The following is a 21,883-nucleotide window of genomic DNA, read 5'->3' as shown; positions in this document are numbered from 1 at the left end:
AAAAAAATAAGTGCGCCAGTGCGATCCTTAACTGTAGTATTGCCGTTGCAGGAGGATATTAGCTTCATCAATGGCTCGGTCGATCGCTTCCCGACTGGCCGTCACGTCCCTTTGCTCAAGCGCAGAAAGCAGATCGGCATAATGGTAAGTCGTTGCAGGGATATCTTTCATCTCTTCGTGCAGGTAGTTGATACACGGACCAATCCGTACCCAGAGCTGCTCAATCAGCGAGTTCAGGGTCGGCATTTCGGCATACTGATAAAGCGTAAACCGGAACACGCGGTTGGCATGGATCGCCTTCTGCACGTCGCCCTGATGCATGGCGGTGCTGAAGTTATCTGACAGCGCACGTAATGCATCCAGTTTGGTCTCGGTCATATTCTGACACGCCGCCGCAACGGCCATCGGCTCAAGCTGTTTTCGAATGGCGTTAATTTCGTTATAACGCTCCAGCGTAACCTCTGGCACCAAAAACGCTTGAGCAGGCGTGGCCTGTAATGCGCCTGCCGACACCAGGCGCAGCAGGGCTTCGCGCACCGGTGTGATGCTGGTGCCTAATTTATCCGCAATCTCTTTCGTGATGAGTCGAGCCCCAGGTTTTAATGAGCCCGTAATTAACGCTCCCTTTAAACTGTTCTCAACTTGCATCGTCAGACTGATTCTTTGTGCTTTTTCCAGGTTTTCCAAATCAAGCATGTTTAATTCCCGTAGCCAAAACAAAATGCCATTTTCAGCGACTGTTTAAAAAAACATCGCCGGTTTGATATATCCTGTATCGTCATGCCTGGTATGAAGGGCGCGCGTTAAAATAAAAATTGTTCAATTAATATTACGTTTACCACTTCTGGCTCAGCTGGGCCGATGGCGCGCAATGCTTATGGATTAATTAAAGACAATATATCGTATCTTCACAAATAATTATGGCGGACTTTGCCCGCCATAACCGATGCTCTGTTTAGTCCGCCGCCACGCGGATCACGACCTTGCCGAAGTTTTTCCCTTCCAGCAGCCCAATCAGCGCCTCCGGCGCCGCGTCCAGCCCTTCGGTGACCTGCTCGCGATAGTGAATTTTGCCTTCCTTCACCCAGCGTCCCATTTCCTGCTGGAACTCGTCGATACGATGACCATAGTCCTGAGCGATGATAAAGCCCTGCATGCGGATGCGTTTTTTGAGGATGGTCCCCATCAGCAGCGGCAAGCGATCCGGACCATCCGGCAGGTTGGTCGCGTTGTAGCCGCTGACCAGTCCGCAAACAGGTACGCGCGCGGAGGTATTCAGGAGCGGCAGTACGGCGTCAAAGACTTTACCGCCGACGTTTTCATAATACACGTCAATGCCCTGCGGGCAGGCTTTCGCCAGCTGTTCGGAAAAATCATCCGCATGGTGATCCAAGCAGGCGTCGAAACCGAGCACGTCGACCGCATGACGGCATTTCTCCTCCCCGCCGGCCACGCCGATAACCCGGCACCCCTTGATTTTACCGATCTGCCCCACCGTTGCGCCGACCGGCCCCGTGGCTGCCGCCACGACAAGCGTTTCCCCCGCCTGAGGCTGGCCGATATCAAGCAGCCCCATATACGCGGTGAAGCCCGGCATTCCCAGCACGCCGAGTGCCCATGAAGGGTGCGACGGGTTTTCGCCCAGCCTGACCAGTCCTTTCCCGTCGGAAAGTTCATACTCCTGCCAGCCGCTGTAGCCCAGAACCCACTCGCCCTCTTTATAATCCGGATGGCGGGAGGTCTCGACGCGGCTTACCGTGCCGCCCACCATCACCGCGCCAATCTCGACAGGAGGTGAATAGGATGGGGCATCGCTCATACGGCCACGCATGTACGGATCAAGCGAGAGCCATACGGTGCGTAATAACACCTGCCCCTCTGCGGGCGAGGGGATCGGCTGCTCTTCCAGGCGGAAATTTTCGGCAACCGGTGCGCCGTGTGGACGGGAAGCCAGTACCCAGCGTCGGTTTTGCGTAGTTGATTGACTCATTCATCGCTCCTTACAGCTGAAAATGTCATTCAAGTCTGGCACGTTATCCTGCGGATCGCCTTTGCATTATGAGCCGGACTGATTAAGCCGCACGACCAGATAAAGGCACGATTCATCCGTTTCGTTAATAAACCGGCAGTCGTTCGGCGGCCCGAGTTCCAGACAATCTCCGGCCTTCATTTCATGGCGGGTGTCCCCCTCCAGAAAGACCAGTTCACCTGCCTGCAACCAAATCAGCTGTCGCGCCAGCGCATAAGAGGAGGCGGGCATCGGCACATCGCTGCCCGCGGGCAGTTCCACCTGGACGAGGTCAATAGGCATATCGCTGCGCGGCGACACATGACGACGTAAATAGTGGGTTTGCGGATCGCGCCAGACGGGCTGGTTCGCCAGACGTAACAGTTTGCCCTCCTGCATTTCCGCGCGCGCAATGAGCGTAGACATGCTAATACCGAAGGCACCGGATAACCGGGCAAGCAGCGTCGCCGTTGGGCTACTGTCCCCCCGTTCAATCTTATGGATCATGGCGCGTGAAATACCTGCCCGTTCGGCCAGTTCGCTTAATGACCAGCCCCGCGACTCGCGTTCAAGGCGTATGCGGGCGCTAATGCGTTGATTCATATTGTCTGTCATTGTGTTCATGACGTCATACTATAGTGTACGGATGGTTTTTCGGGGCAGTTTGGTGACAAAAAAATAGGGATTTTGTCGTAGCGATGCAACACAAGAACTGTGTAATATTGTGAGTGAATCGTACTACTATAGTAAACAACACAGCCAGAGGTTAACCATGATCGTTCGTCATGCCTGCAAAGAAGATTGTGCCGCTATCGGTGAAATTTATAACCATGCGGTGCTGCACACCGCCGCCATCTGGAACGATACAACTGTCGACACCGATAACCGTATTGCATGGTTTGAGGCGCGCACGCTGTTGGGTTATCCGGTGCTGGTCAGTGAAGAAGAAGGTGTTGTGACGGGATACGCCTCATTTGGCGACTGGCGAGCGTTCGACGGTTTTCGCCATACGGTGGAGCACTCGGTTTACGTTCATCCCGATCACCAGGGCAAAGGCATCGGTCGGCTGCTGATGACGGAATTAATCAAGGAAGCCCGCCAGATTGGTAAACATGTGATGGTTGCCGGTATCGAGGCGCAGAACCAGGCGTCGATTCATCTGCACGAAACCCTGGGCTTTGTTACCACCGGTAATATGCCGCAGGTGGGAACCAAATTCGGTCGCTGGCTGGATTTAACCTTTATGCAACTCCAGCTCGATGAGCGCAGCGATCCGGATGCTCTGCCATGAATCAATCGTTGACGTTAGCGTTTCTGGTGGCCGCCGGGATTGGGCTGGTGGTACAAAACACCCTGATGGTGCGCATTACGCAATCCTCTTCCACTATTCTTATCGCCATGCTGCTGAACTCGCTGGTGGGGATTGTGCTGTTTGTCAGCATTTTGCTGGTGAAAAATGGCCTGGCGGGGTTTAGCGAACTGGCGTCAACGGTGCGCTGGTGGACGTTGATCCCCGGCCTGCTGGGGTCATTTTTTGTCTTTGCCAGTATTAGCGGGTATCAGAATGTGGGCGCGGCAACGACCATTGCCGTGCTGGTAGCAAGCCAGCTGATTGGCGGCCTGGTGATGGACATCCTCAAGAGCAACGGTGTCCCCCTGAGGGCGCTGGTTGGCCCGGTCTGCGGCGCAGTGATGCTGGTGGTCGGCGCCTGGCTGGTGGCACGGCGCCAGTTTTAACCCTTACAGGATAGTCCCACCCTGCGTGAGGTGGGCATGGCGCGCCTCCGCCTCTTCTTTATGCTGCTTACCATGATGCGCAATCGCGGTACGCAGGCGCTGCTGCTGGGTATAGCGATCTTCACGGCTGAGCTCTGCATCGTCGCTTAATTCGATCAGCAGTTCGTTCATGTGGGTAATTATGCTCTCTTCGATGGCGGCATCGACGCGGGCGATAACATCGTTTAAATGTGACATTGTCACTCCTTTCCAAATGCCCGGTGGCGCTACGCTTACCGGGCCTACGGGTGGTAACTGTAGGCCGGGTAAGGCATAGCCGCCACCCGGCAAGAATACGATCAGTTCAGCTTCGCTTTCGAGAAGTCACTGCCCATCAGACTCACGCTGTACCCGGTCACGTTGCTGCGGGTCGCGTAGAACGTTTTGCCGTTAGCTAACGCAATCCACGGTGCCTGCTGGTAGAAAATCTCCTGTGCCTGGCCATACAGCTTCGCACGTTCGTCCGGGTTGCTGGTCAGTTTGGCCTTTTGCACCAGCTCATCATACCCCTTATCACACCAGCGCGCGGCGTTAGATCCGGTTTTGATGCTGTTACAACCCAGCAGCACATCGGCGAAGTTGTCCGGATCGCCGTTATCAGACATCCAGCCGAACAGCGCGGAATCATGCTCGCCTTTACGCATGCCGGAGAGATATTCCCCCCACTCGTAAGAGACGATTTTCGCCTTCACGCCCACTTTCGCCCAGTCAGCCTGGATCATCTCCGCAATGCGTCGCGAGTTCGGGTTGTACGGACGCTGAACCGGCATGGACCAGAGGGTCACTTCCGCGCCCTTCTCCAGACCCGCCTGCTTCAGCAGCGCTTTCGCTTTTTCCGGATCGTAGCCGTAATCCTTAAGGTCTTTATTAAAGCCGAGCATGTTCGGCGGGATCGGCGATTTAGCGACCGTACCAGACCCCATAAAGACCGCGTTCACAATGGCCTTTTTGTCCGTCGCGTAATTCAGCGCCTGGCGCACCAGCACGTTATCAAACGGTTTTTTCTCCGTGTTAAACGCCAGGTACCCCACGTTCAGCGCATCCACCGAGTGCAGCGTCAGGTCTTTGTTTTTCTTGATCGCTTCAAACTGCACTGGCGACGGCGCAGGAATGATCTGACATTCGTTCGTTTGCAGCTTCGCCAGACGCGTCTCAACGTTTGGCGTGATGGAGAAGATCAGGTGTTTGGTCGGCACCTCTCCCTCCCAGTAGTTCGGGTTGGCGACGTAGCGGATCAGCGAATCCACCTTGTACTGCTGAAGCACATACGGCCCGGTGCCGATTGGCCAGGTATCCACATTTTCAGGTGTCCCCTTTTTCAGCATCGCGTCCGCGTACTCGGCAGAGAGGATCGAGGCGAAGTCCATTCCCCAGTCGGCCAGGAACGCCGCGTTGGGTTCGCTCAGCGTGAACTGGACGTGATAATCGTCGATTTTTTTCACATCCTGAATGAGCTTGTCGAGGCCCACGTCATTAAAGTATTCGTAATTGCCCTGGGAAACATTGTGATAGGGATGCTTAGGGTCTTTCTGACGCATAACGGAGAAAATAACGTCATCAGCGTTAAAATCACGGGTCGGTTTGAAGTATTTATTGCTGTTGAATTTTACCCCTTTACGCAGGGTAAACGTGTATGTTTTGCCGTCTGGCGAAATGGTCCACGACTCGGCCAGAGAAGGCACCGGCGTGTTTTTTACCGGGTCGAAGTTAATCAGACGGTTATACAGCGTTTGCGAGCTGGCGACAAACGAGGGGCCAGAGCTGGCGATCTGCGGGTTAAACGACTCCGGCGATGCCTCGGAGCAGTAGATAATGGTGTCTTTGTTTGCCGCCCATGCGGCGCTTGCCGGTAGCAGCGCGCTCAGCGCGAGGGCGAGCACGGTTTTCCCTGTAGACATGGTTATTACCCTTTCGGTTTTATTATAGTGAACAGTAATAACAGCACAGACGTTTTGGCCTTACAAATAACGAATCACTATCAGGTTATTCTAAAGCCGTACATTTCGCTGGTTTTAGCATCAGCCCGCAGAAACCGATTTGCCTTAAGGTTCATTATTCGTCAAGCACAACCGTCACGATCAATGCCGCAAGAAATCGTCCCTTTTGTCGTCTCCTCCGCCGTTTGCTTGCTTACCTGTTTCGTTACAGTAATGGCGTGAAGAAGTCTACAGGACCAAATCGTGGCAAAAACACTTTTACGCAGCGGTAATCTGGATGATTTTCAGGCCGTTGGCGGCGGCGGACAGGCCGTTTTTGAATCAGCGCTGCAAATCCGCGAAGCGCTTCGGTTGCGCAAACAGCAGGCTATTGTTGATTGCCTGGCCATTCCTCAGGTCAACGACGGCGGCGATCGCGTTGACTGGTACTCCCCGGTTGAGGGAACCGTCTCCAGCTGGAAGGCGGCGGATGAAGATGATCGTTATCGCGCCCTGCGCTATCTGGAAAACACGCTCGCCAGCGTGGAGTCGCTGAGTAAAAAATGCCTTCAGTCACCGAAAACGGCGCAGCAACTGTTTGGCTCTCTGCTCTCAAAAGCCTTTCAGTTTCCCGGTGAAAACTTTGTTTTCCTCGTGGATGGCAAGCCGGTGATCTGCTTCTGGGGCTTCGTCAACCTTAACGAAAACGCGCGCGACGACGTGCTGGACTGCCTGCGTGAATCGTTGATCCCTGAACCTGCACCCGAGATGATTAACGAACCTGAACCTGAACCGGAGCCAGAACCGGCCCCGGTGGTGACTTTTGAGCAGGCCGACGCGCCGCTTATTACGCCTGCGGCTACCGTCCGTATCACCGACGATGAGCTGTATACGCCAGAGCCGGTGCGCATGAACGCCGCGCCGCCAGAGCCCGCACCGGCGGCCTTACAGAAAAAACGTCGCTCCCCCCTGTGGTTACTGCCGGTTGCCGCCGTCATTATTGCAGCCATCGCCACCCCGCTGCTCTGGCCAAAACAGGCCCCGATCGCAGCGCCTGTTGCCACACCAGCGCCAGTACCCGTCGCCATTGCTCCGGCCCCCATAAAGACGGTTGAGCCGCTTGAACTGAAACTCCCGCTGCACCAGGCCGAAGTGGTAGAGCCGAAGGTGAAAACGCCTGCCCCGGCAGCCGAACCGGTGGTCATTACCGCGATACCGAAAGATGCGATGGTGATGGAGGCAAACCAGGTCAAAGCGGGGTTAACGCGCTTCCTGAACGGCACCTGGCGCGCGTTTCTCGATGTGCAGGATCCGCTCACCGGCAAACCGCCGTCGCTGCGCTACCAGATCCAGAACAATAAAGGTTTCGCCCGGGTCGTGCATGGCGACAACATTGTCTGCCGGGTAGACGTCTTTTCCGGATTACACAGCAACGGCGAGCTGTTGATCAAAACGCGCGGAAACGCGCGTTGCACCGACGGTTCACGCTATCCGATGCCGGAAGTGACCTGTAAGGCAGGTGCCAGCGATGTGGCGGAATGCACCGCACGTTACGATGCCAACACCGTCGTTCCTCTGACGTTCAAGAAAGCAGGTGTCTGATCCTATGCTGGTTAATCTTTGCGACTATAAACAGAGCGTGACGCTGATTGCTAACAGCGGCGTGCAGTTTCTCGATTTTGGCCTGACTCCGCAGGACACCGCCAGCAACGGGCGTTTCGTGCGTAAAACAGCAAATGGCCCGCTGCTGCGTCTGGATTTTGACCTGGTTAACGGCCGGTACACGCTCCCTGCCACCGATGGCGGGCAGCCGGAAGTGGTCAAGCCTGAAAGCACCATTCCACTGCATGACTCCCTGACCGTGCTGGACGGCGTCTGGCTGCCGATCCCTTTCCTGCGCTTTAACCCGCCGCGGACGTTTGTTGAAGGCCCGGATAACTGGGCGCGCGTCCAGGTACGAAAGCTTTCCACGCCCGACGCAGCTGGCAATACGCACCGGGTCACCGTCGCGCTCGACAGCCAGATTGCAGAGCATGCGACGTCTGCCCTGTCGCCGGTTGAAAACGATATCCTGAACGGCACGCGTTTCGCGCTCGCCTGGCGCGACAGTGAGGTTGAGAGTTTCCTCGACCAGACCTGGATTGACGGCTGGCTGCGCGAAGCCTTCACGCAGTTTGCCGACGGGGTTGAAAAACGCTCCGAGCGCGAGCTGCATCAGGCCATGCGCAGCTTTGAATATCAGGCGCACTGGCTCAACCTGCTCTCCATGCTCGGTGAACAACTCACCGTGCCGGAAGTGAAGTTTGTCACCCATACCCTGAGCACCCCTGCTATTCCTGTCGATTTGATCCTTGACGTAGGCAACACCCATACCTGCGGCGTGATTATTGAAGATCATGGTGATGCCAACGACGGCCTGCGCCAGACGGCTGAACTTCAGGTACGATCTCTGAGTGAGCCGCAGTTCCTGAATGAGCCGCTGTTTACCAGCCGACTTGAGTTTTCTGAAGCGCGTTTTGGCAAACAGCACTTCTCCGTGGAAAGCGGCCGGGAGGATGCGTTCGTCTGGCCGTCGATTGTCCGCGTGGGTGATGAAGCGCGTAAGCTGGCGATGCAGCGTCTGGGCACGGAAGGCAACAGCGGCATCTCCAGCCCGCGTCGCTATCTGTGGGACGAGACGCCGGTGGTGCAGGACTGGCGCTTTAGCCAGATGAACAGCAAAACCCAGCGCGAACCGCTGGCAACTGCGTTTCCGCTGATGAACCTGATGAACGACGACGGGGAACCGCTCTTTACGCTGCCGCAGGATGAGCGCCTGCCGGTGTTCTCTCCGCAGTACAGCCGCAGCACCCTGATGACGCACATGCTCTGCGAGCTGCTGGCTCAGGCGCTTGGCCAGATTAACAGCGTGGCCACCCGCCTGCGGCTCGGCTTCCCGGCCTCTCCCCGCCAGCTGCGGACGCTGATCCTCACCCTGCCTTCGGCAATGCCGAAACAGGAGCGCGAGATTTTCCGTCGCCGCATGTTCGAAGCCATCGCCATCGTCTGGAAGGCGATGGGCTGGCACCCGCAGGATGAAGATTTTGCCAGCCGCAAGCAGCAGGAAAAAAGCGTGGTGCCGGTCCCTGAGATCCAGATGGAGTGGGACGAGGCCAGCTGCGGCCAGCTGGTGTGGCTGTATAACGAAGCCATTTCCCATTTTGGTGGCCAGACCGAGGCCTTTTTCGCCTCCCTCGCCCGTCCGGATCGCGCGCCTGAGCCTGGCGTCCAGCCGGGGCGTGCGCTACGCGTGGCCTCGATTGATATCGGCGGCGGCACGACGGATATGGCCATCACGCACTATCAGTTAGATGATGGTTCCGGGAATAACGTCAAAATCACCCCGCAGCTGCTGTTCCGCGAAGGGTTCAAGGTCGCTGGCGACGACACGCTGCTGGACGTGATCCAGCGCTACGTTCTGCCCGCCCTGCAAACCCAGCTTCAGAAATCCGGCATAGCCGATGCCTCCCAGCTGATGGCATCCCTGTTCGGCGACTCCGGGCGGATCGATACCCAGGCGGTCCTGCGCCAGCAGACGGCGCTTCAGCTCTTTATGCCGATCGGTCACGCGATCCTGGCGGCGTGGGAATCGAGCGATGTTGACGATCCGCTGGCCGGGCTGCATGCCACCTTTGGCGATCTGCTTGCGCAAAAACCGACGCGCAACGTGATGAATTATCTCCAGCAGGCGATCGACCATGCGTTGCCTGCCGGCTCAGAACACTTTGATCTGTTCAGCGTACCGCTGCACGTCAGCTTCCGGGAGATGCGGGACGCCATGCTGGCGGGTCAGTTCACGCTTGCCGCCCCGCTTCATGCGGTATGTGAGGCGATCTCTCATTACAGCTGCGATATCCTGCTTATCACGGGACGGCCGGGCTGTCTGCCGGGCGTTCAGGCCTTGATTCGCCACCTGCAACCGGTGCCCGTCAACCGCATCGTCTGGCTGGATAAATACCAGGTTCATGAATGGTATCCGTTCAGCCAGCAGGGACGGATCGGCAACCCGAAATCCACCGCTGCGGTGGGAGCGATGCTCTGTAGCCTGGCGCTGGATCTTCGTCTGCCGCGCTTTAACTTTAAAGCAGCGGATATCGGCGCGTATTCTACGGTGCGCTATCTGGGCGTGCTGGATAACACGATCAATACCCTGCGGGACGAGAACGTCTGGTATCACGATATCGACCTCGATAAACCCGGCGCGAAACTGGACGCCCGTCTGCACTTCCCGCTGCGCGGCAACGTTACGCTCGGCTTCCGGCAGTTGGCCAATGCCCGCTGGCCCGCGACGCCGCTCTATACCCTGAGCATCAACTCAGCCGAGCTGGCGAAAGCCATTGCGGGCGACGGCGTACTGAACGTGCGCCTGAAGCTGCGTGGCGGCACTAAGCAGGAAGGCCCGGAATCTTTCGAGCTGAGTGATGCCTGGCTACAGGACGGCACGCCCGTGCCGCCGGATGCCCTGACCTTTAAACTGAATACTCTGGCCGATCGCCGACACAGCGGCAGCCACTACTGGATCGACAGCGGGAGCGTATACCTCAAATGACTGCGACGACTGCCACCACTCAGGCCTTAATCGGGTGGATCAACGAGACGCGACAGCACGCCCCGATGCTGGATAACGAAGCCGACGCCCTGCTTGCCCGCCTTAACGCAGTAAGCGCGCGTGAAGAGGCGCTCGATCGCGCCCTTGTCAGCCAAGGCAGTATCGGCTTATATGGCCACTCGCAGGCCGCGAAAGCGCACCTGCTGGCTGCTCTTTGCGGCAGCGGGGACGAACGGCTGAACGTTACGCCGGGTCAACGCACGTTTGATTACTTCTCGCATATTAACCCCGGGCATGCACCGACCAACATGGCCGTGCGTTTCAGCAGAGCGTCCCGCGAGGTCGCAGACGACGCGTTTCCCCTGCGCCTGCGCCTGGTAACGGAGGCCGAGCTGGTGCAGCTGTTTATCGCGCGCACCACGCTGGATCCGCAGATCCGCGCGGTGGATAAATTGGTGATTGAAGCCCGGCTTGAGAAGTGGCGTGCACTGCGTCAACCGCAGAGCGTGCCGGGAATGACGGCGCGGGAAGTCGCGACCATTGCCCGGTTCTGGCAAAGCGTAGTACCCGGCGCTAAGCAGCATATTGATGATGCCCTGTGGCACCAGTTTGCCCTGCTGGTTCCGTCGCTTGATCTCAGCACCCGCGCCAGCGTCTGGTCTCTGCTGTGGGGTGAGCAGCAGGAGTTAACCCAGCAGTGGCTTAAATTCGCCCAGGTGCTGCATCAAACCAGCCATGCCAGCGCGCTTGCGGCGCCGTTGAGTCTGCTGGTGGACAGCTTTGGTCTGCCCTGCGAAGGCTTCCTTACGCACGGGGCGTTTACCGTGCCGGAAGCACAGGAAACACTGCTTCATCCGGTAAAAAACGGCGAGCTGCTTAACGCCATTAGCCTGCCCGTCGATGTACTGGCATCTCTGACCCGCGAAGTGGTGCTGCCCGTTGAGAACTGCGTGCTGGATAACGTTGACATCATTGATATCCCTGCCATTTCTGAGGAAAACACGCCGCTGATGATGCAGGCAAAATGCCTGTGGTTGCTGGAGCATTATCGTCAGCACATTCAGCCGGATGTCCTGGTTATCTGCAATGCAACGGCGCACCACCAGCAGACCGCGAAAACGGCAAGGCTCCTGCAAAACTGGGTCAAAGAGACGCAGCCGGTTGAAGAATCCGCATTGCCGGGGCTGGTCTGGGCCATTACCCCTCATGATGCGCGGTTTACCACAAAGCAGAATCTGGACGAAGCGGTGCAGCAATTGCTGGGCCAGCCGGGTCTGCGCTGGGGCACGCTCCAGGCGCTCGATACCCACAGCATGCAGCGGGTGATTGAGTGGCTGTCGCAGGCTACCCTGCCGGCACAGCGCCAGAAGCGTCTCCGCGCGCTGAACAGGCTGTTACAAGAGTCGCTGTCGACGCTGATTCGCCCATATGTCGCGCCTCTCACTCAGGAGCCAGGCGCAGGGCGGGCACAGGCCGAAAAAATGGTCCGAACGCTGCAAGGCAGTGCCGCTCGTCATGGTGAACTGCTTGAGGGACTTCTGCCGCCGTTAAACGCGTTTGAGACGCTGCTGACCGTTCACCAGCCTCGTGAGGAACAGGTCAACGGCCTGTTTAACGATGTTATCGATCTGTTTGCGGAAGAGACGCAGGAAAATCCAGGCGCGTTGCAGACCAAAGACAAGGCGCGGCTGGCCCATAACGTGTGGGTTAACCATCTTCGTCAGTGGAGTCGCAACGACGCGGCGGCTGCCCGTCTGGGCCTGGACGCAGAGGTATTACAGCAGATTGCGGATGTGCTGATCGTTACCAGCTACCGACTGGATCTGCCGCTGCAACTGCAACGCATTGCAGAAAAAGATAAAAGCAGTGCCGCGCAGCTGCATGCCGCGACAGGCAATTTCATTAGCTGGCTTGGCTATGAAATGACGCCCGTTTCTGAACGGCCTGCAAGCCGGATCCGCAAAGGTCAGCCAATTTTTGTGACGCCAGTTGTGAGCAGCGCTTCACCCCGTCTTACCCGACTTGGCGAGCAGCCTGTCCATGCGGCGACAGCCTATGTTTATGACTGGCTGGTTGCGCTCTACACCCGCGCGATTGAAAACGTGGATTATCAGTGCCCGTATGACGTTCAGCCTGCTGCGCGGAAAGCCTTGTCTGCCCTGCTGTCTTAATCATTGCAGCCCGCAGCAATGCGGGCTACCCCTTCATGAGCCGTTTATGAAGCCAGACAAAGCCTGAGCCAACGCTGACGGGTTTTCCCAGGACATTGAATGGCCCGCATCAGGGATAATTTTTACAGCAACGCCGTTTTGTTGCAGGCGATTAAAATCGTCATCAGGCAGGGATCGCTCACCAAAAACTAACATTACCGGGCAGCTCAATGACAAGAACAGGTGTGCCCAGTCAGGTTTAACGCCCTCGACCAGGCTTGTTGCGCCGCGCCAGACGGCCCAGGGGGCATTGCTTTGAAGGCTTCCAGCCCACGGCGACGTTTCCGCCCGCAGCATGTCATCATAGCCCTGTTCCAGAAAATGTTGTTCCGTTTGGGCCGCAATTGCTCGGCTGAACATCCCGCCACCCACATGAAAATTGGGTTCAGATACTATCAGGCCCTTAACGCGCGACGTTAACAGTGCTGCCGTTTCGATCGCGATACTCCCCCCCATGCTATGACCATACAGCCAGAGACTATCCAGGGCGAGATGGTTTAACAGTTCAACCACCACCTGCGCCTGTTCGCTCGTGCGATAACGGTAGTTGTCAGGTTTGTCACTGTAACCGCTACCGGGAAGATCGATCAGAATGGCTCTGCGCCCCCCGAAACGGGTATCACAGACAATACGAGGATATTCATACGACGATGCACAGCCCAACCCGTGGATAAACACAACCGGGTCACCGAAACCGGGAAGATCCTGCCAGCGCACAGTGCAGCCTGCTTGCTGCGAATAGAAACTGTTCATAAGCACTCCATGTATGACGGACTGTATATTTATACAGCATCAATGTATGGAATGCTATGGCTGGATGCCGATTCTGGAAGCGTGCTTCAGAAAAGAGAGATCAACAGGGCAACAGGAAAGCTCATCGGCCAGGTGGAACCCACCAGGAATGCGCTCAACAGGCGAATACGTTTACGATCTTTAGACAGGAACCAGGTGATTAATGCGCAGATGGAGGCCATGATTGCGTAGAACACCAACATCTTTTGATACAACGTCATTCTGTTTACCTGAGCCGAAAAATAACCGCACGCAATATGCGTCATATATTGACACAGATCAAGTTTTTTCGTTACATCATAACCACTTAAATACTAAGGATAATAACAACTGAGTACCTTGTGTAACAACGCCGGGTAAAGGAAAACGGTTATTATTGATAAGGTGCATATTAAATGCACTTTTTGATAAATCCATCCCCTCAGAAAGCAGTTTAATACCAGCAGGCTTTTAAGGGAGGAAACATGCTACGCATTCCGCAGAGTTGCATTCACACCCGTTCCACGCCTTTCTGGAACAAAGAAACGGCCCCCGCCGGCATTTTTAAACGCCACCTGGATACGGGCACGCGTCCGGGCGTTTACCCTCGCCTGTCGGTGATGCGTGGCGCAGTGCGTTATCTGGGCTATGCTGATGAATTTACACCTGAGCCTGACAGCGAGCTCGTCATTGAAGCGGGTCGTTTCGGCGTTTTCCCGCCAGAGAGATGGCACCACATTGAGGTGATGACCGACGACACCCTGTTCAATATTGAATTCTTTGTTGAACCTGAGATGCTTAAGTCCCTTTAAGCGCCCGCCAACATGAAGGAAACTATTATGTTACGTATTCCTGAAAACTTTGTTCATACCCGCTCGACGCCGTTCTGGAATAAAGAGACCGCCCCAAAAGCGCTTTTTACCCATCACAACACCAAAGCCGGCGTGTACGGTCGGTTATCCGTCATGCAGGGTGCAGTGCGTTACTTTGGCTTTGCCGATGGCGACGCCACCGAACCCGATCTGGAAGTGGTCATTGAGGCCGGTTCTTTTGGCATCTCCCCACCCCAAAAATGGCACCGCATTGAGCTACTGACCGACGACACCTATTTTAATATCGACTTTTTCGCGGATCCTGCCGTCACGCTCAGCGGTGCGGGCATCGGTAAAGTGGTCAACACGCATAAGGAGTAAATAATGGGTAAGGCTACCTATACCGTGACCGTCACCAACAACAGCAACGGCGTGTCGGTGGATTATGAAACAGAAGCGCCAATGGAGCTGTTGATCCCGGACGTCGCGGCAGATGTCGTGAAGGATCTGGTGAACACCGTTCGCGCCTACGATACGGAAAATGAACACGAGGTCTGTGGCTGGTAAGCTGAATCGCCCGGCACTGCGCCGGGCATGAAGGTTTAGTGTTTGATCATTACATGCCGGACTACCGTGTAATCCTCAAGTCCGTAGACCGACATATCTTTGCCATAACCGGATAACTTCATCCCGCCGTGCGGCATTTCGCTCACCAGCATAAAATGGGTATTGACCCAGGTGCAGCCATACTGCAACCGTGCGCTGAGGCGATGGGCGCGTCCGACGTCTTTTGTCCAGACGGACGAGGCCAGGCCGTATTGCGAATCGTTAGCCCAGTTCAGCACCTGCGCTTCATCCTCAAATTCTGTCACACTGACCACCGGGCCAAACACTTCTCGCTGGACGATCGCATCTTCCTGCTTCGCCCCGGCCAGCAGCGTTGGCTGGAAGTAATATCCTGCCCCCTCACTTTTATTGCCACCGGTGACGACGCGGATATGTCCAAGGGCTTTGGCTTCGTCCACGGCAGCACAAACGCGGGAAAGATGCGCTGCGGAGCTGAGCGGTCCCAGCTCGGTTGACGCATCGTCCGGCGCGCCCATTTTCAGGCTGGCAACGGCTGCGCCCAGCTTTTCGACCAGCGCGGGGTAAATCCCCTTCTGGGCATAGATACGACAGGCTGCGGTACAATCCTGACCAGCATTGTAGAAACCAAACGTACGCACGCCTTCAACCACGGCATCCAAATCTGCATCGTCAAAGACAATGACCGGGGCTTTTCCGCCCAATTCCATATGGGTACGTTTAACTGAAGATGCGGTATGCCCGATAATATGTTCTCCGGTAGCAATAGAGCCGGTGAGAGAAACCATACGGACTTTTTCGTGGCCGGTCAGCGGATCTCCTACGGTTTTTCCGCGACCAAACAGCACGTTCAGCACGCCTGGCGGGAAGATATCTTTCGCCAGTTCCGCCAGCTTCAGCGCCGTCAACGGGGCAATTTCAGACGGCTTGATGACGACACAGTTTCCCGCCGCCAGCGCGGGCGCCAGCTTCCACGCCGCCATCATCAGAGGGTAGTTCCAGGGCGCAATAGAGGCGACAACGCCAACCGGGTCGCGGCGGATCATTGAGGTATGTCCTTCGAGGTATTCTCCGGCAGCCAGCCCGTTCAGGCAGCGGGCGGCCCCGGCAAAGAAGCGAAACACATCGACCACGGCCGGGATCTCATCTCCCTGAACACAGTGCAGCGGTTTCCCGCAGTTAAGGGACTCCACTTTTGCGAACGCGTCAGCGTTGGCTTCTATCACATCAGCCAGTTTCAACAGACATTCGGCGCGCGTTTTCGGCGTCGTTTGTCCCCACTCTGTGAACGCGCGATCGGCAGCCTGGACGGCAGCGTCCACCTGTGCTGCCGACGCTTCAGCAATCTCCAGCAGCACTTCACCCGTGGCAGGATTATAAACCGCCTGCTTCTCACCTTCGCCGGTCACCAGTTCACCATTAATCAGCAATTGATTTTGCATAGCATCGTCCTGTTGAAATCGACATTGTTTTCGCTGTCAGCACACGTTCTGGCGGGCAGAAACGTGACAACGTCACGTTACCAATCCGCGCTCCCTTACTAAAGGTAGACTGCGCGTTATGTCGCTTCAGGAATTTTCATCAAGGTGTGACTGGGTGCAGCATCATTTCGCGGATTAACCCCGCCAGCTGGATGACCGCCTGCTCTTCCCGCTCGCCCCAGCCCCATGAGGTATTGAAACGGAAAAACGGTGTCCAGATATTGGAGGTGGAAAACATCTTGCCGGGCGCAATGCTGATTTGATGGGTTAACGCCTTCTCACTCAACCGCCCCGCATCCAGCTGTTCAGGCAGTTCCAGCCATAAAAAATAGCCGCTGTCGTTATGATGGATTTTGACGCCGGCAGGCATATGACGCAAAAGCGATTGCCAGGCCTGCTGTTTGCGTTCAGCAAGCGTGCGTCGCAGACGGCGAAGGTGGGCGTCGTAACGTTTGGTCGCCAGGTAATCCACCAGCGCCAGCTGCATGGGAGAGCTGGTGGACAACGTACTCATCAGCTGCAACTGCTGAATACGGCGCGCATGTTTTCCCGTCGCCACCCAGCCAATACGGAAACCGGCCACCAGACACTTGGAGAATGAGGAGCAGTGCAACGTCATATCCTGCTTATCCCAGGCCTTTGCCGGAAGCGGCTTTTCGCGGCCAAAGTAGAGTTCGCTGTAAACATCGTCTTCAATCAGCGTGACGTTATGCCGGGTGAGTAAGGCCACCAGCTGAGCTTTCTTCTCTGCACTCAGCGTGAAGCCGAGCGGGTTCTGACTGTTGGTCATCAGCCAGCAGGCTTTCACCGGATAATCATTTAACGCCTGCTCAAGGGCACTGAGATCGATGCCCTCACGCACGTCAGTGGCAACCGACAGCGCTTTCAGTTTCAGACGTTCAAGCGCCTGGAGTGCGCCATAAAAACAGGGGTTTTCAACGATAACCCAGTCCCCTGGTTCAGTCACAGCCTGCAAACTGAGGTTGAGCGCCTCAAGCGCGCCCGCGGTGATCACAATTTCATCCGGGGAGATATTCATTCCCTGCTGAGCGTAGCGACGGGCAATGGCATGACGTAAGTCGACGTTACCCGGCGGCAGGTTTTCGATCACGCTCATGGCGGTAGCCGTTTTGCTGACGTTAGCCAGCGATCGGTTGAGTTGCTGAAGCGGGAAAAGGCGCGGATCGGGAAATGCCGAGGCAAAAGGGACAACGGAGGGGTCGCGGCTGGCCTGTAGCACGTCGAAAATATAGGTGTTGATGTCGACCACTTCATCGCGCATCACCTGCGCGGGCGGTGCAGGCTGGTGTGTGGTCGGGCGGGCGGCAACGTAATAGCCTGACTGCGGTCTGGCAACAATGCGCCCCTGACTTTCCAGCATCTGATACGCGTGGCCCACGGTCATAAAACTCATGCCGCTGCTTGCCACCTGCTCTCGCAGAGAAGGTAGCTTATCGCCCGGCAACCATACGCCAAGCTCAATCTGCGAGATAATTTGTTGCGCCAGACGCTGGTATTTTTTCATCAGATTCTCCTTATTGCTGACAGTGTATATCAGCAGGAGAAAAAGAGAAGATTTTGCTAACTGTTATAGGAAACGCGGCAGATTACTTGCGGTACTCTGTAATGTGATTCTGAGCAGAACGCGCTGCGGCCAGGTGGTCGAGCGTGATCATCGACGATTTGCAGAAAATGCATTTCGCGCCGAACGGATTTTTGTCAGACACATCAAAAGCTGAGGTGCGGTACTGCGAGCCATGACAGCATGGGCAGCGGAAATGGATATAAGAAGTCATAGGATTCTCCTTTGAACGTAAAAACGTAAATTACTCATGAGCCGATCAGGCAAAAAATGGTTCGATACAAAACTAATCGGAATGTAGATAAAGACCCAAGAGAGGCTGCGGAGAGGCACAACGTGATGAGAACTGCTTTATAAAACTACGTCAGATATTTATTTGGATTCAAAACCAGAAATCCATTAACGCATGTTGCTGGCGACAAAGCAAGCTGTTTAATGCGTAAAAATCATAAAAAGAAATTTTTTATTCTTCCTTGTTAACTATATCAGCCAGATAAAATTCAGCTTTTCCCACAACTGTTATAGAAAATTTATCAAATTCTGCTTCTGATATCTCATTTGCCGCCTCTCTATCATAACAGTACACCGTTTAACATTGAGGCAGTGCATGTTTGGTTTAGATGCGTTTCATCTTGCGCGAATACAGTTCGCCTTTACCGTATCCTTTCATATTATTTTTCCGGCGATAACCATTGGCCTGGCGAGCTATCTCGCCGTGCTGGAAGGGCTGTGGCTGAAAACAAAAAATCCCGTCTGGCGCTCGCTGTACCATTTCTGGTCGAAGATCTTCGCCGTCAACTTTGGGATGGGCGTGGTCTCTGGCCTGGTGATGGCTTATCAGTTTGGCACTAACTGGAGTGGGTTTTCCCAGTTCGCGGGCAGTATTACCGGCCCCCTGTTGACCTATGAAGTGCTTACCGCGTTCTTCCTTGAGGCGGGGTTTCTCGGAGTAATGTTGTTTGGCTGGAATAAGGTCGGGCCGGGGCTGCACTTCTTTTCGACCTGCATGGTCGCACTGGGGACCCTCATGTCTACGTTCTGGATCCTCTCGTCAAACAGCTGGATGCAGACACCGCAAGGGTATGAAATCATCAACGGTCAGGTCGTTCCGGTGGACTGGTTTGCCGTGGTGTTTAACCCCTCCTTCCCTTACCGCCTTCTGCACATGTCGATAGCGGCATTTCTCAGCAGCGCGCTGTTTGTCGGTGCCTCCGCGGCCTGGCATTTGCTGCGCGGAAACAATACGCCCGCTATTCGCACCATGTTCTCCATGGCGTTGTGGATGACGTTGATCGTGGCCCCCGTCCAGGCGCTGGTGGGGGATATGCACGGGCTTAATACCTTAAAACACCAGCCAGCGAAAATAGCCGCCATTGAAGGCCACTGGGAGAATCCGCCGGGTGAGCCTACTCCACTGCTGCTGTTTGGCTGGCCGGATATGGAGCAGGAACGGACCCGTTTTGGCCTGGAAATTCCCGCTCTCGGCAGCCTGATCCTGACCCACAGTCTCGATAAACAGGTTCCGGCATTGAAGGAGTTCCCAAAAGAAGATCGCCCGAACGCCACCATTGTCTTCTGGTCTTTCCGCATCATGGCCGGCCTGGGAATGTTGATGCTGCTCCTGGGCGTGACGGCAATCTGGCTGCGTTATAAACAGCGCCTTTATACCTCACGTTCCTTCCTGTGGTTTGCCCTGCTGATGGGGCCGTCCGGGCTGATCGCGATCCTCGCCGGATGGGTAACAACGGAGGTCGGCCGCCAGCCCTGGGTCGTCTATGGTCTACAGCGTACAAAGGATGCGGTTTCCGCGCATGGCGATCTGCACATGAGCGTCAGTTTGCTGGCCTTCTTCGTGGTTTATACCGCGGTATTCGGCGTGGGTTACAGCTATATGGTGCGTCTGATTAAAAAAGGGCCGCAGCACCATGGATCCTTCGCGACTGAATCCGATGGCCGCCCTGCTCGTCCGCTTTCTGCCGTAACCACTGAATTTAAGGAGTAACCGTAATGGGTATCGATCTTTCCATTATCTGGTTCGTGATTATCGTTTTCGCCACGTTGATGTATATCGTGATGGACGGTTTTGATTTGGGGATAGGCATCCTGTTTCCGGCAACGCCGAATGCGGACGACCGCGACGTGATGGTCAATAGCGTGGCTCCCGTCTGGGATGGCAACGAAACCTGGCTGGTACTTGGCGGTGCGGCCCTGTTTGGCGCCTTTCCTCTCGCCTATGCGGTTATCATCGACGCGCTAACCATTCCACTGACAATAATGCTGATCGGGCTTATATTTCGTGGCGTCGCCTTCGAATTTCGCTTCAAGGCCACTCCGGCGCACCGCCCGTTCTGGGATAAGGCCTTTATTGGCGGATCAATTGTGGCGACCTTTAGCCAGGGCATCACCGTCGGCGCGGTCATCCATGGGTTCAGCGTCACTGGTCGCGCTTACAGCGGTGGTCCGTTTGACTGGTTTACCGCGTTCAATTTTTTCTGCGGTGCGGGTCTTGTAGTGGCTTACGCGCTGCTAGGTTCAACGTGGCTGGTAATGAAAAGCGAAAATGCCCTGCAACAGCGGATGCGTCAGGTATCGAAAGTGCTTCTGCTCCTGATTCTGGTATTCATTGCAGTAATCAGTATCTGGACCCCTCTCGCCCAACCAGCTATTGCTGCGCGCTGGTTTACGCTGCCGAATCTGTTTTATCTGCTGCCCGTGCCTGCGCTGGTTGCGATCCTGAGTCTGTGCCAGTGGCGCTGCCTGAACGATCCTGCGAGCCATACTCTGCCGTTTATTATGACATTAGGGCTGGTTTTTCTTGGCTTTAGCGGGCTTGGGATCAGCATCTGGCCGCATATTATCCCGCCGGACATTACCCTGTGGCAGGCCGCTGCGCCAGTCCAAAGCCAGGGCTTTATGTTAGTGGGTGCACTGTTGATCATTCCCGTGATTCTGGTCTACACCTTCTGGAGTTATTACGTTTTTCGCGGAAAAGTACAGCATGGGGAGGGTTATCACTGATGCAACAACCTGTATGGAAACGTTTGATGTGGCTTGCCATCATCTGGGGCGGCAGCGTTCTGGCGCTGGCCTGCGTAAGTATGCTCTTTAAAATGCTGATGACCGCAGCCGGATTTAAATCGCACTAACTCACTGACCGGGTGCGCCGCCGCCCGGTCCCTTCCCGCACTTTCAGATAAACCCCATTAACACCCAGGAGGGTATGGTTACACTGAAAAAATATTTACGGTATTGATAGTTTGAGAAAAAAAATGAAAAAGCTCGCGGCAGTAAGTTTAATCAGCCTCGCACTGGCTGGATGCGTTAATCCTGGTAAAGCCTCCGTTCAGACCGAACAGCTAGAGAATCATCGTTTCGTTCTGGAGAATGTGGATGGCAAAGCGGTTAAAGGCGGGAAAACCCAGCCTGAAATTCGCTTCAGTGCGCAACCCAATATCAGCCTGATTAACAACATTGTCGTCTCCGGCACAATGTGCAACGGCTTCAACGGCCAGGGGAAACTGTCCGAAGGAGAGTTGACGGTCAAAACGCTGGCAATGACGCGGAAACTCTGCACCGAGCCGCAGCTAAATGAACTGGATCAGACCATCGCCGATATGCTACGCACAGGGGCACAGGTAGACCTGACCGAAGACCAGTTAACCCTGGCGACAGCCAATAAAACATTGATGTTTAAGCGAGTTGAATAACTCAGTAGCTTCCGCACGAACCTACGGCAAGCGACTGCTCACTACAGCGTTTGCCATTTGGCAATGCGCACATGCCGATGGCGGAGCCATCGAGCTGACGGGCAACGGAGAGTGAACCGCCGATCATTGCGCAGTTGGCCTGACCTGAACTGGACATAGCCGCCCGCATACCTGGCGTAACGTGTGCCGCTGTCGCCTGCTGTACAGGTTCATTGCTGCATGCCGACAACAGTAACGCGGCACATCCGACCCAAAATGCTGAACGCATACCTTCCTCCCCATAATTAACGCGAAACCTATGCATAATAGGCATCACGCGCCGCATCGTCGAGAGCGGATGTGCGTATTTATGCGCCCTGGTAACAATTTCTCGCAATTTTTTAACGCGAGTAGCCATCGAGTCATTGATACAGCGCATACCAAGGACACAAAAGCGAAAATCGTAAA

General features: G+C 55.5%; 23 protein-coding genes. 12 read left to right on the top strand and 11 right to left on the bottom strand.

Annotation, left to right across the window (positions count from 1 at the left end):
* Positions 1–27: 27 nt before the first annotated feature.
* From SK54_RS12360 to SK54_RS12350, 3 genes are all read right to left on the bottom strand, one after another.
* Positions 28–696, bottom strand: a complete 669-nt coding sequence (locus tag SK54_RS12360) for a GntR family transcriptional regulator (RefSeq protein WP_003856981.1) — start codon at positions 694–696, stop codon at positions 28–30.
* Between the two features lie 259 nt (positions 697–955).
* Positions 956–1,990 (bottom strand): NADP-dependent oxidoreductase, encoded by a 1,035-nt coding sequence (locus SK54_RS12355; protein WP_045329906.1) that lies wholly within the window; start codon positions 1,988–1,990, stop codon positions 956–958.
* A gap of 66 nt (positions 1,991–2,056) precedes the next feature.
* Entirely contained in the window at positions 2,057–2,632 is a 576-nt protein-coding gene (locus SK54_RS12350) for a helix-turn-helix domain-containing protein (RefSeq protein WP_017382277.1), read from the bottom strand.
* Positions 2,633–2,780: 148 nt separating this feature from the next.
* Between SK54_RS12350 and SK54_RS12345 the strand changes: the two genes are divergently transcribed.
* A complete protein-coding gene (locus tag SK54_RS12345) occupies positions 2,781–3,299 on the top strand; it encodes a GNAT family N-acetyltransferase (RefSeq protein ID WP_015570449.1) in 519 nt (172 codons plus the stop codon).
* A complete protein-coding gene (locus tag SK54_RS12340) occupies positions 3,296–3,745 on the top strand; it encodes a DMT family transporter (RefSeq protein WP_015570448.1) in 450 nt (149 codons plus the stop codon). Before SK54_RS12345 ends, SK54_RS12340 begins: the two co-directional genes overlap by 4 nt.
* A 3-nt stretch (positions 3,746–3,748) precedes the next feature.
* On the opposite strand, the gene SK54_RS12335 is transcribed toward SK54_RS12340, so the two are convergent.
* Both SK54_RS12335 and SK54_RS12330 read right to left on the bottom strand, forming a co-directional pair.
* Positions 3,749–3,982 carry a YdcY family protein gene (locus tag SK54_RS12335; protein ID WP_017382275.1) on the bottom strand — a complete coding sequence of 78 codons (234 nt, stop codon included), beginning with the start codon at positions 3,980–3,982 and terminating at the stop codon, positions 3,749–3,751.
* A gap of 101 nt (positions 3,983–4,083) precedes the next feature.
* Entirely contained in the window at positions 4,084–5,682 is a 1,599-nt protein-coding gene (locus tag SK54_RS12330) for an ABC transporter substrate-binding protein (RefSeq protein ID WP_048247286.1), read from the bottom strand.
* Positions 5,683–5,964: 282 nt separating this feature from the next.
* Here SK54_RS12330 and SK54_RS12325 point away from each other — a divergent pair, with 282 nt between their 5' ends.
* The 3 genes from SK54_RS12325 to SK54_RS12315 are packed head-to-tail and all read left to right on the top strand — an operon-like array spanning position 5,965 to position 12,459.
* Positions 5,965–7,302 (top strand): SrfA family protein, encoded by a 1,338-nt coding sequence (locus SK54_RS12325; protein WP_032648417.1) that lies wholly within the window; start codon positions 5,965–5,967, stop codon positions 7,300–7,302.
* A gap of 4 nt (positions 7,303–7,306) precedes the next feature.
* Complete coding sequence (locus SK54_RS12320) at positions 7,307–10,288, top strand: virulence factor SrfB (protein WP_032619621.1); 2,982 nt, start codon at positions 7,307–7,309, stop codon at positions 10,286–10,288.
* The gene (locus SK54_RS12315; protein ID WP_048247284.1) at positions 10,285–12,459 is read left to right on the top strand and encodes a virulence factor SrfC family protein; all 2,175 of its coding nucleotides are present in this window, start codon (positions 10,285–10,287) and stop codon (positions 12,457–12,459) included. Before SK54_RS12320 ends, SK54_RS12315 begins: the two co-directional genes overlap by 4 nt.
* Before the next feature lie 33 nt (positions 12,460–12,492).
* Here SK54_RS12315 and SK54_RS12310 read toward each other — a convergent pair whose 3' ends face one another.
* The gene (locus SK54_RS12310) at positions 12,493–13,251 is read right to left on the bottom strand and encodes an alpha/beta fold hydrolase (protein ID WP_017693363.1); all 759 of its coding nucleotides are present in this window, start codon (positions 13,249–13,251) and stop codon (positions 12,493–12,495) included.
* An 86-nt stretch (positions 13,252–13,337) separates the two neighbouring features.
* On the bottom strand, positions 13,338–13,511 hold the full coding sequence (locus tag SK54_RS12305) for a GhoT/OrtT family toxin (protein ID WP_003856960.1): 174 nt from the start codon (positions 13,509–13,511) through the stop codon (positions 13,338–13,340).
* Positions 13,512–13,754: 243 nt separating this feature from the next.
* Between SK54_RS12305 and SK54_RS12300 the strand changes: the two genes are divergently transcribed.
* The 3 genes from SK54_RS12300 to SK54_RS12290 are packed head-to-tail and all read left to right on the top strand — an operon-like array spanning position 13,755 to position 14,648.
* Positions 13,755–14,081: a TehB family protein gene (locus SK54_RS12300; RefSeq protein WP_048247282.1), complete on the top strand. Its 327-nt coding sequence runs from the start codon at positions 13,755–13,757 to the stop codon at positions 14,079–14,081.
* Between the two features lie 27 nt (positions 14,082–14,108).
* The gene (locus SK54_RS12295; RefSeq protein WP_003856958.1) at positions 14,109–14,462 is read left to right on the top strand and encodes a TehB family protein; all 354 of its coding nucleotides are present in this window, start codon (positions 14,109–14,111) and stop codon (positions 14,460–14,462) included.
* Between the two features lie 3 nt (positions 14,463–14,465).
* Positions 14,466–14,648: a DUF1869 domain-containing protein gene (locus SK54_RS12290; protein WP_003856955.1), complete on the top strand. Its 183-nt coding sequence runs from the start codon at positions 14,466–14,468 to the stop codon at positions 14,646–14,648.
* A 35-nt stretch (positions 14,649–14,683) separates the two neighbouring features.
* Here SK54_RS12290 and patD read toward each other — a convergent pair whose 3' ends face one another.
* The 3 genes from patD to SK54_RS12275 form a co-directional block, all read right to left on the bottom strand.
* Positions 14,684–16,108 carry an aminobutyraldehyde dehydrogenase gene (gene patD / locus SK54_RS12285; RefSeq protein WP_048247280.1) on the bottom strand — a complete coding sequence of 475 codons (1,425 nt, stop codon included), beginning with the start codon at positions 16,106–16,108 and terminating at the stop codon, positions 14,684–14,686.
* 139 nt (positions 16,109–16,247) lie between these two features.
* Complete coding sequence (locus tag SK54_RS12280; protein WP_048247278.1) at positions 16,248–17,672, bottom strand: aminotransferase-like domain-containing protein; 1,425 nt, start codon at positions 17,670–17,672, stop codon at positions 16,248–16,250.
* 82 nt (positions 17,673–17,754) lie between these two features.
* Positions 17,755–17,943, bottom strand: a complete 189-nt coding sequence (locus tag SK54_RS12275) for a cold shock small protein YmcF (RefSeq protein WP_017693360.1) — start codon at positions 17,941–17,943, stop codon at positions 17,755–17,757.
* Positions 17,944–18,336: 393 nt separating this feature from the next.
* Here SK54_RS12275 and SK54_RS12270 point away from each other — a divergent pair, with 393 nt between their 5' ends.
* The 4 genes from SK54_RS12270 (at position 18,337) to hslJ (ending at position 21,436) form a co-directional block, all read left to right on the top strand.
* Positions 18,337–19,731 carry a cytochrome ubiquinol oxidase subunit I gene (locus SK54_RS12270; RefSeq protein WP_032671196.1) on the top strand — a complete coding sequence of 465 codons (1,395 nt, stop codon included), beginning with the start codon at positions 18,337–18,339 and terminating at the stop codon, positions 19,729–19,731.
* Between the two features lie 5 nt (positions 19,732–19,736).
* Positions 19,737–20,747 (top strand): cytochrome d ubiquinol oxidase subunit II, encoded by a 1,011-nt coding sequence (gene cydB / locus SK54_RS12265; RefSeq protein ID WP_048247276.1) that lies wholly within the window; start codon positions 19,737–19,739, stop codon positions 20,745–20,747.
* Entirely contained in the window at positions 20,747–20,875 is a 129-nt protein-coding gene (locus tag SK54_RS12260) for a DUF2474 domain-containing protein (protein ID WP_017382264.1), read from the top strand. The genes cydB and SK54_RS12260 overlap by 1 nt, the downstream gene beginning before the upstream one ends.
* Before the next feature lie 123 nt (positions 20,876–20,998).
* Positions 20,999–21,436: a heat shock protein HslJ gene (hslJ, locus tag SK54_RS12255; RefSeq protein ID WP_015570436.1), complete on the top strand. Its 438-nt coding sequence runs from the start codon at positions 20,999–21,001 to the stop codon at positions 21,434–21,436.
* 1 nt (position 21,437) lies between these two features.
* On the opposite strand, the gene SK54_RS12250 is transcribed toward hslJ, so the two are convergent.
* Positions 21,438–21,704: a putative hemolysin gene (locus SK54_RS12250; RefSeq protein WP_003856935.1), complete on the bottom strand. Its 267-nt coding sequence runs from the start codon at positions 21,702–21,704 to the stop codon at positions 21,438–21,440.
* Positions 21,705–21,883: the final 179 nt, after the last annotated feature.

The organism is Enterobacter sp. MGH120 (assembly GCF_001037725.1).
Taxonomy (GTDB): domain Bacteria; phylum Pseudomonadota; class Gammaproteobacteria; order Enterobacterales; family Enterobacteriaceae; genus Enterobacter; species Enterobacter hormaechei_C.
The sequence above is the reverse complement of the archived record's forward strand: the minus strand, read 5'-3'. Positions and strand labels throughout refer to the sequence as shown.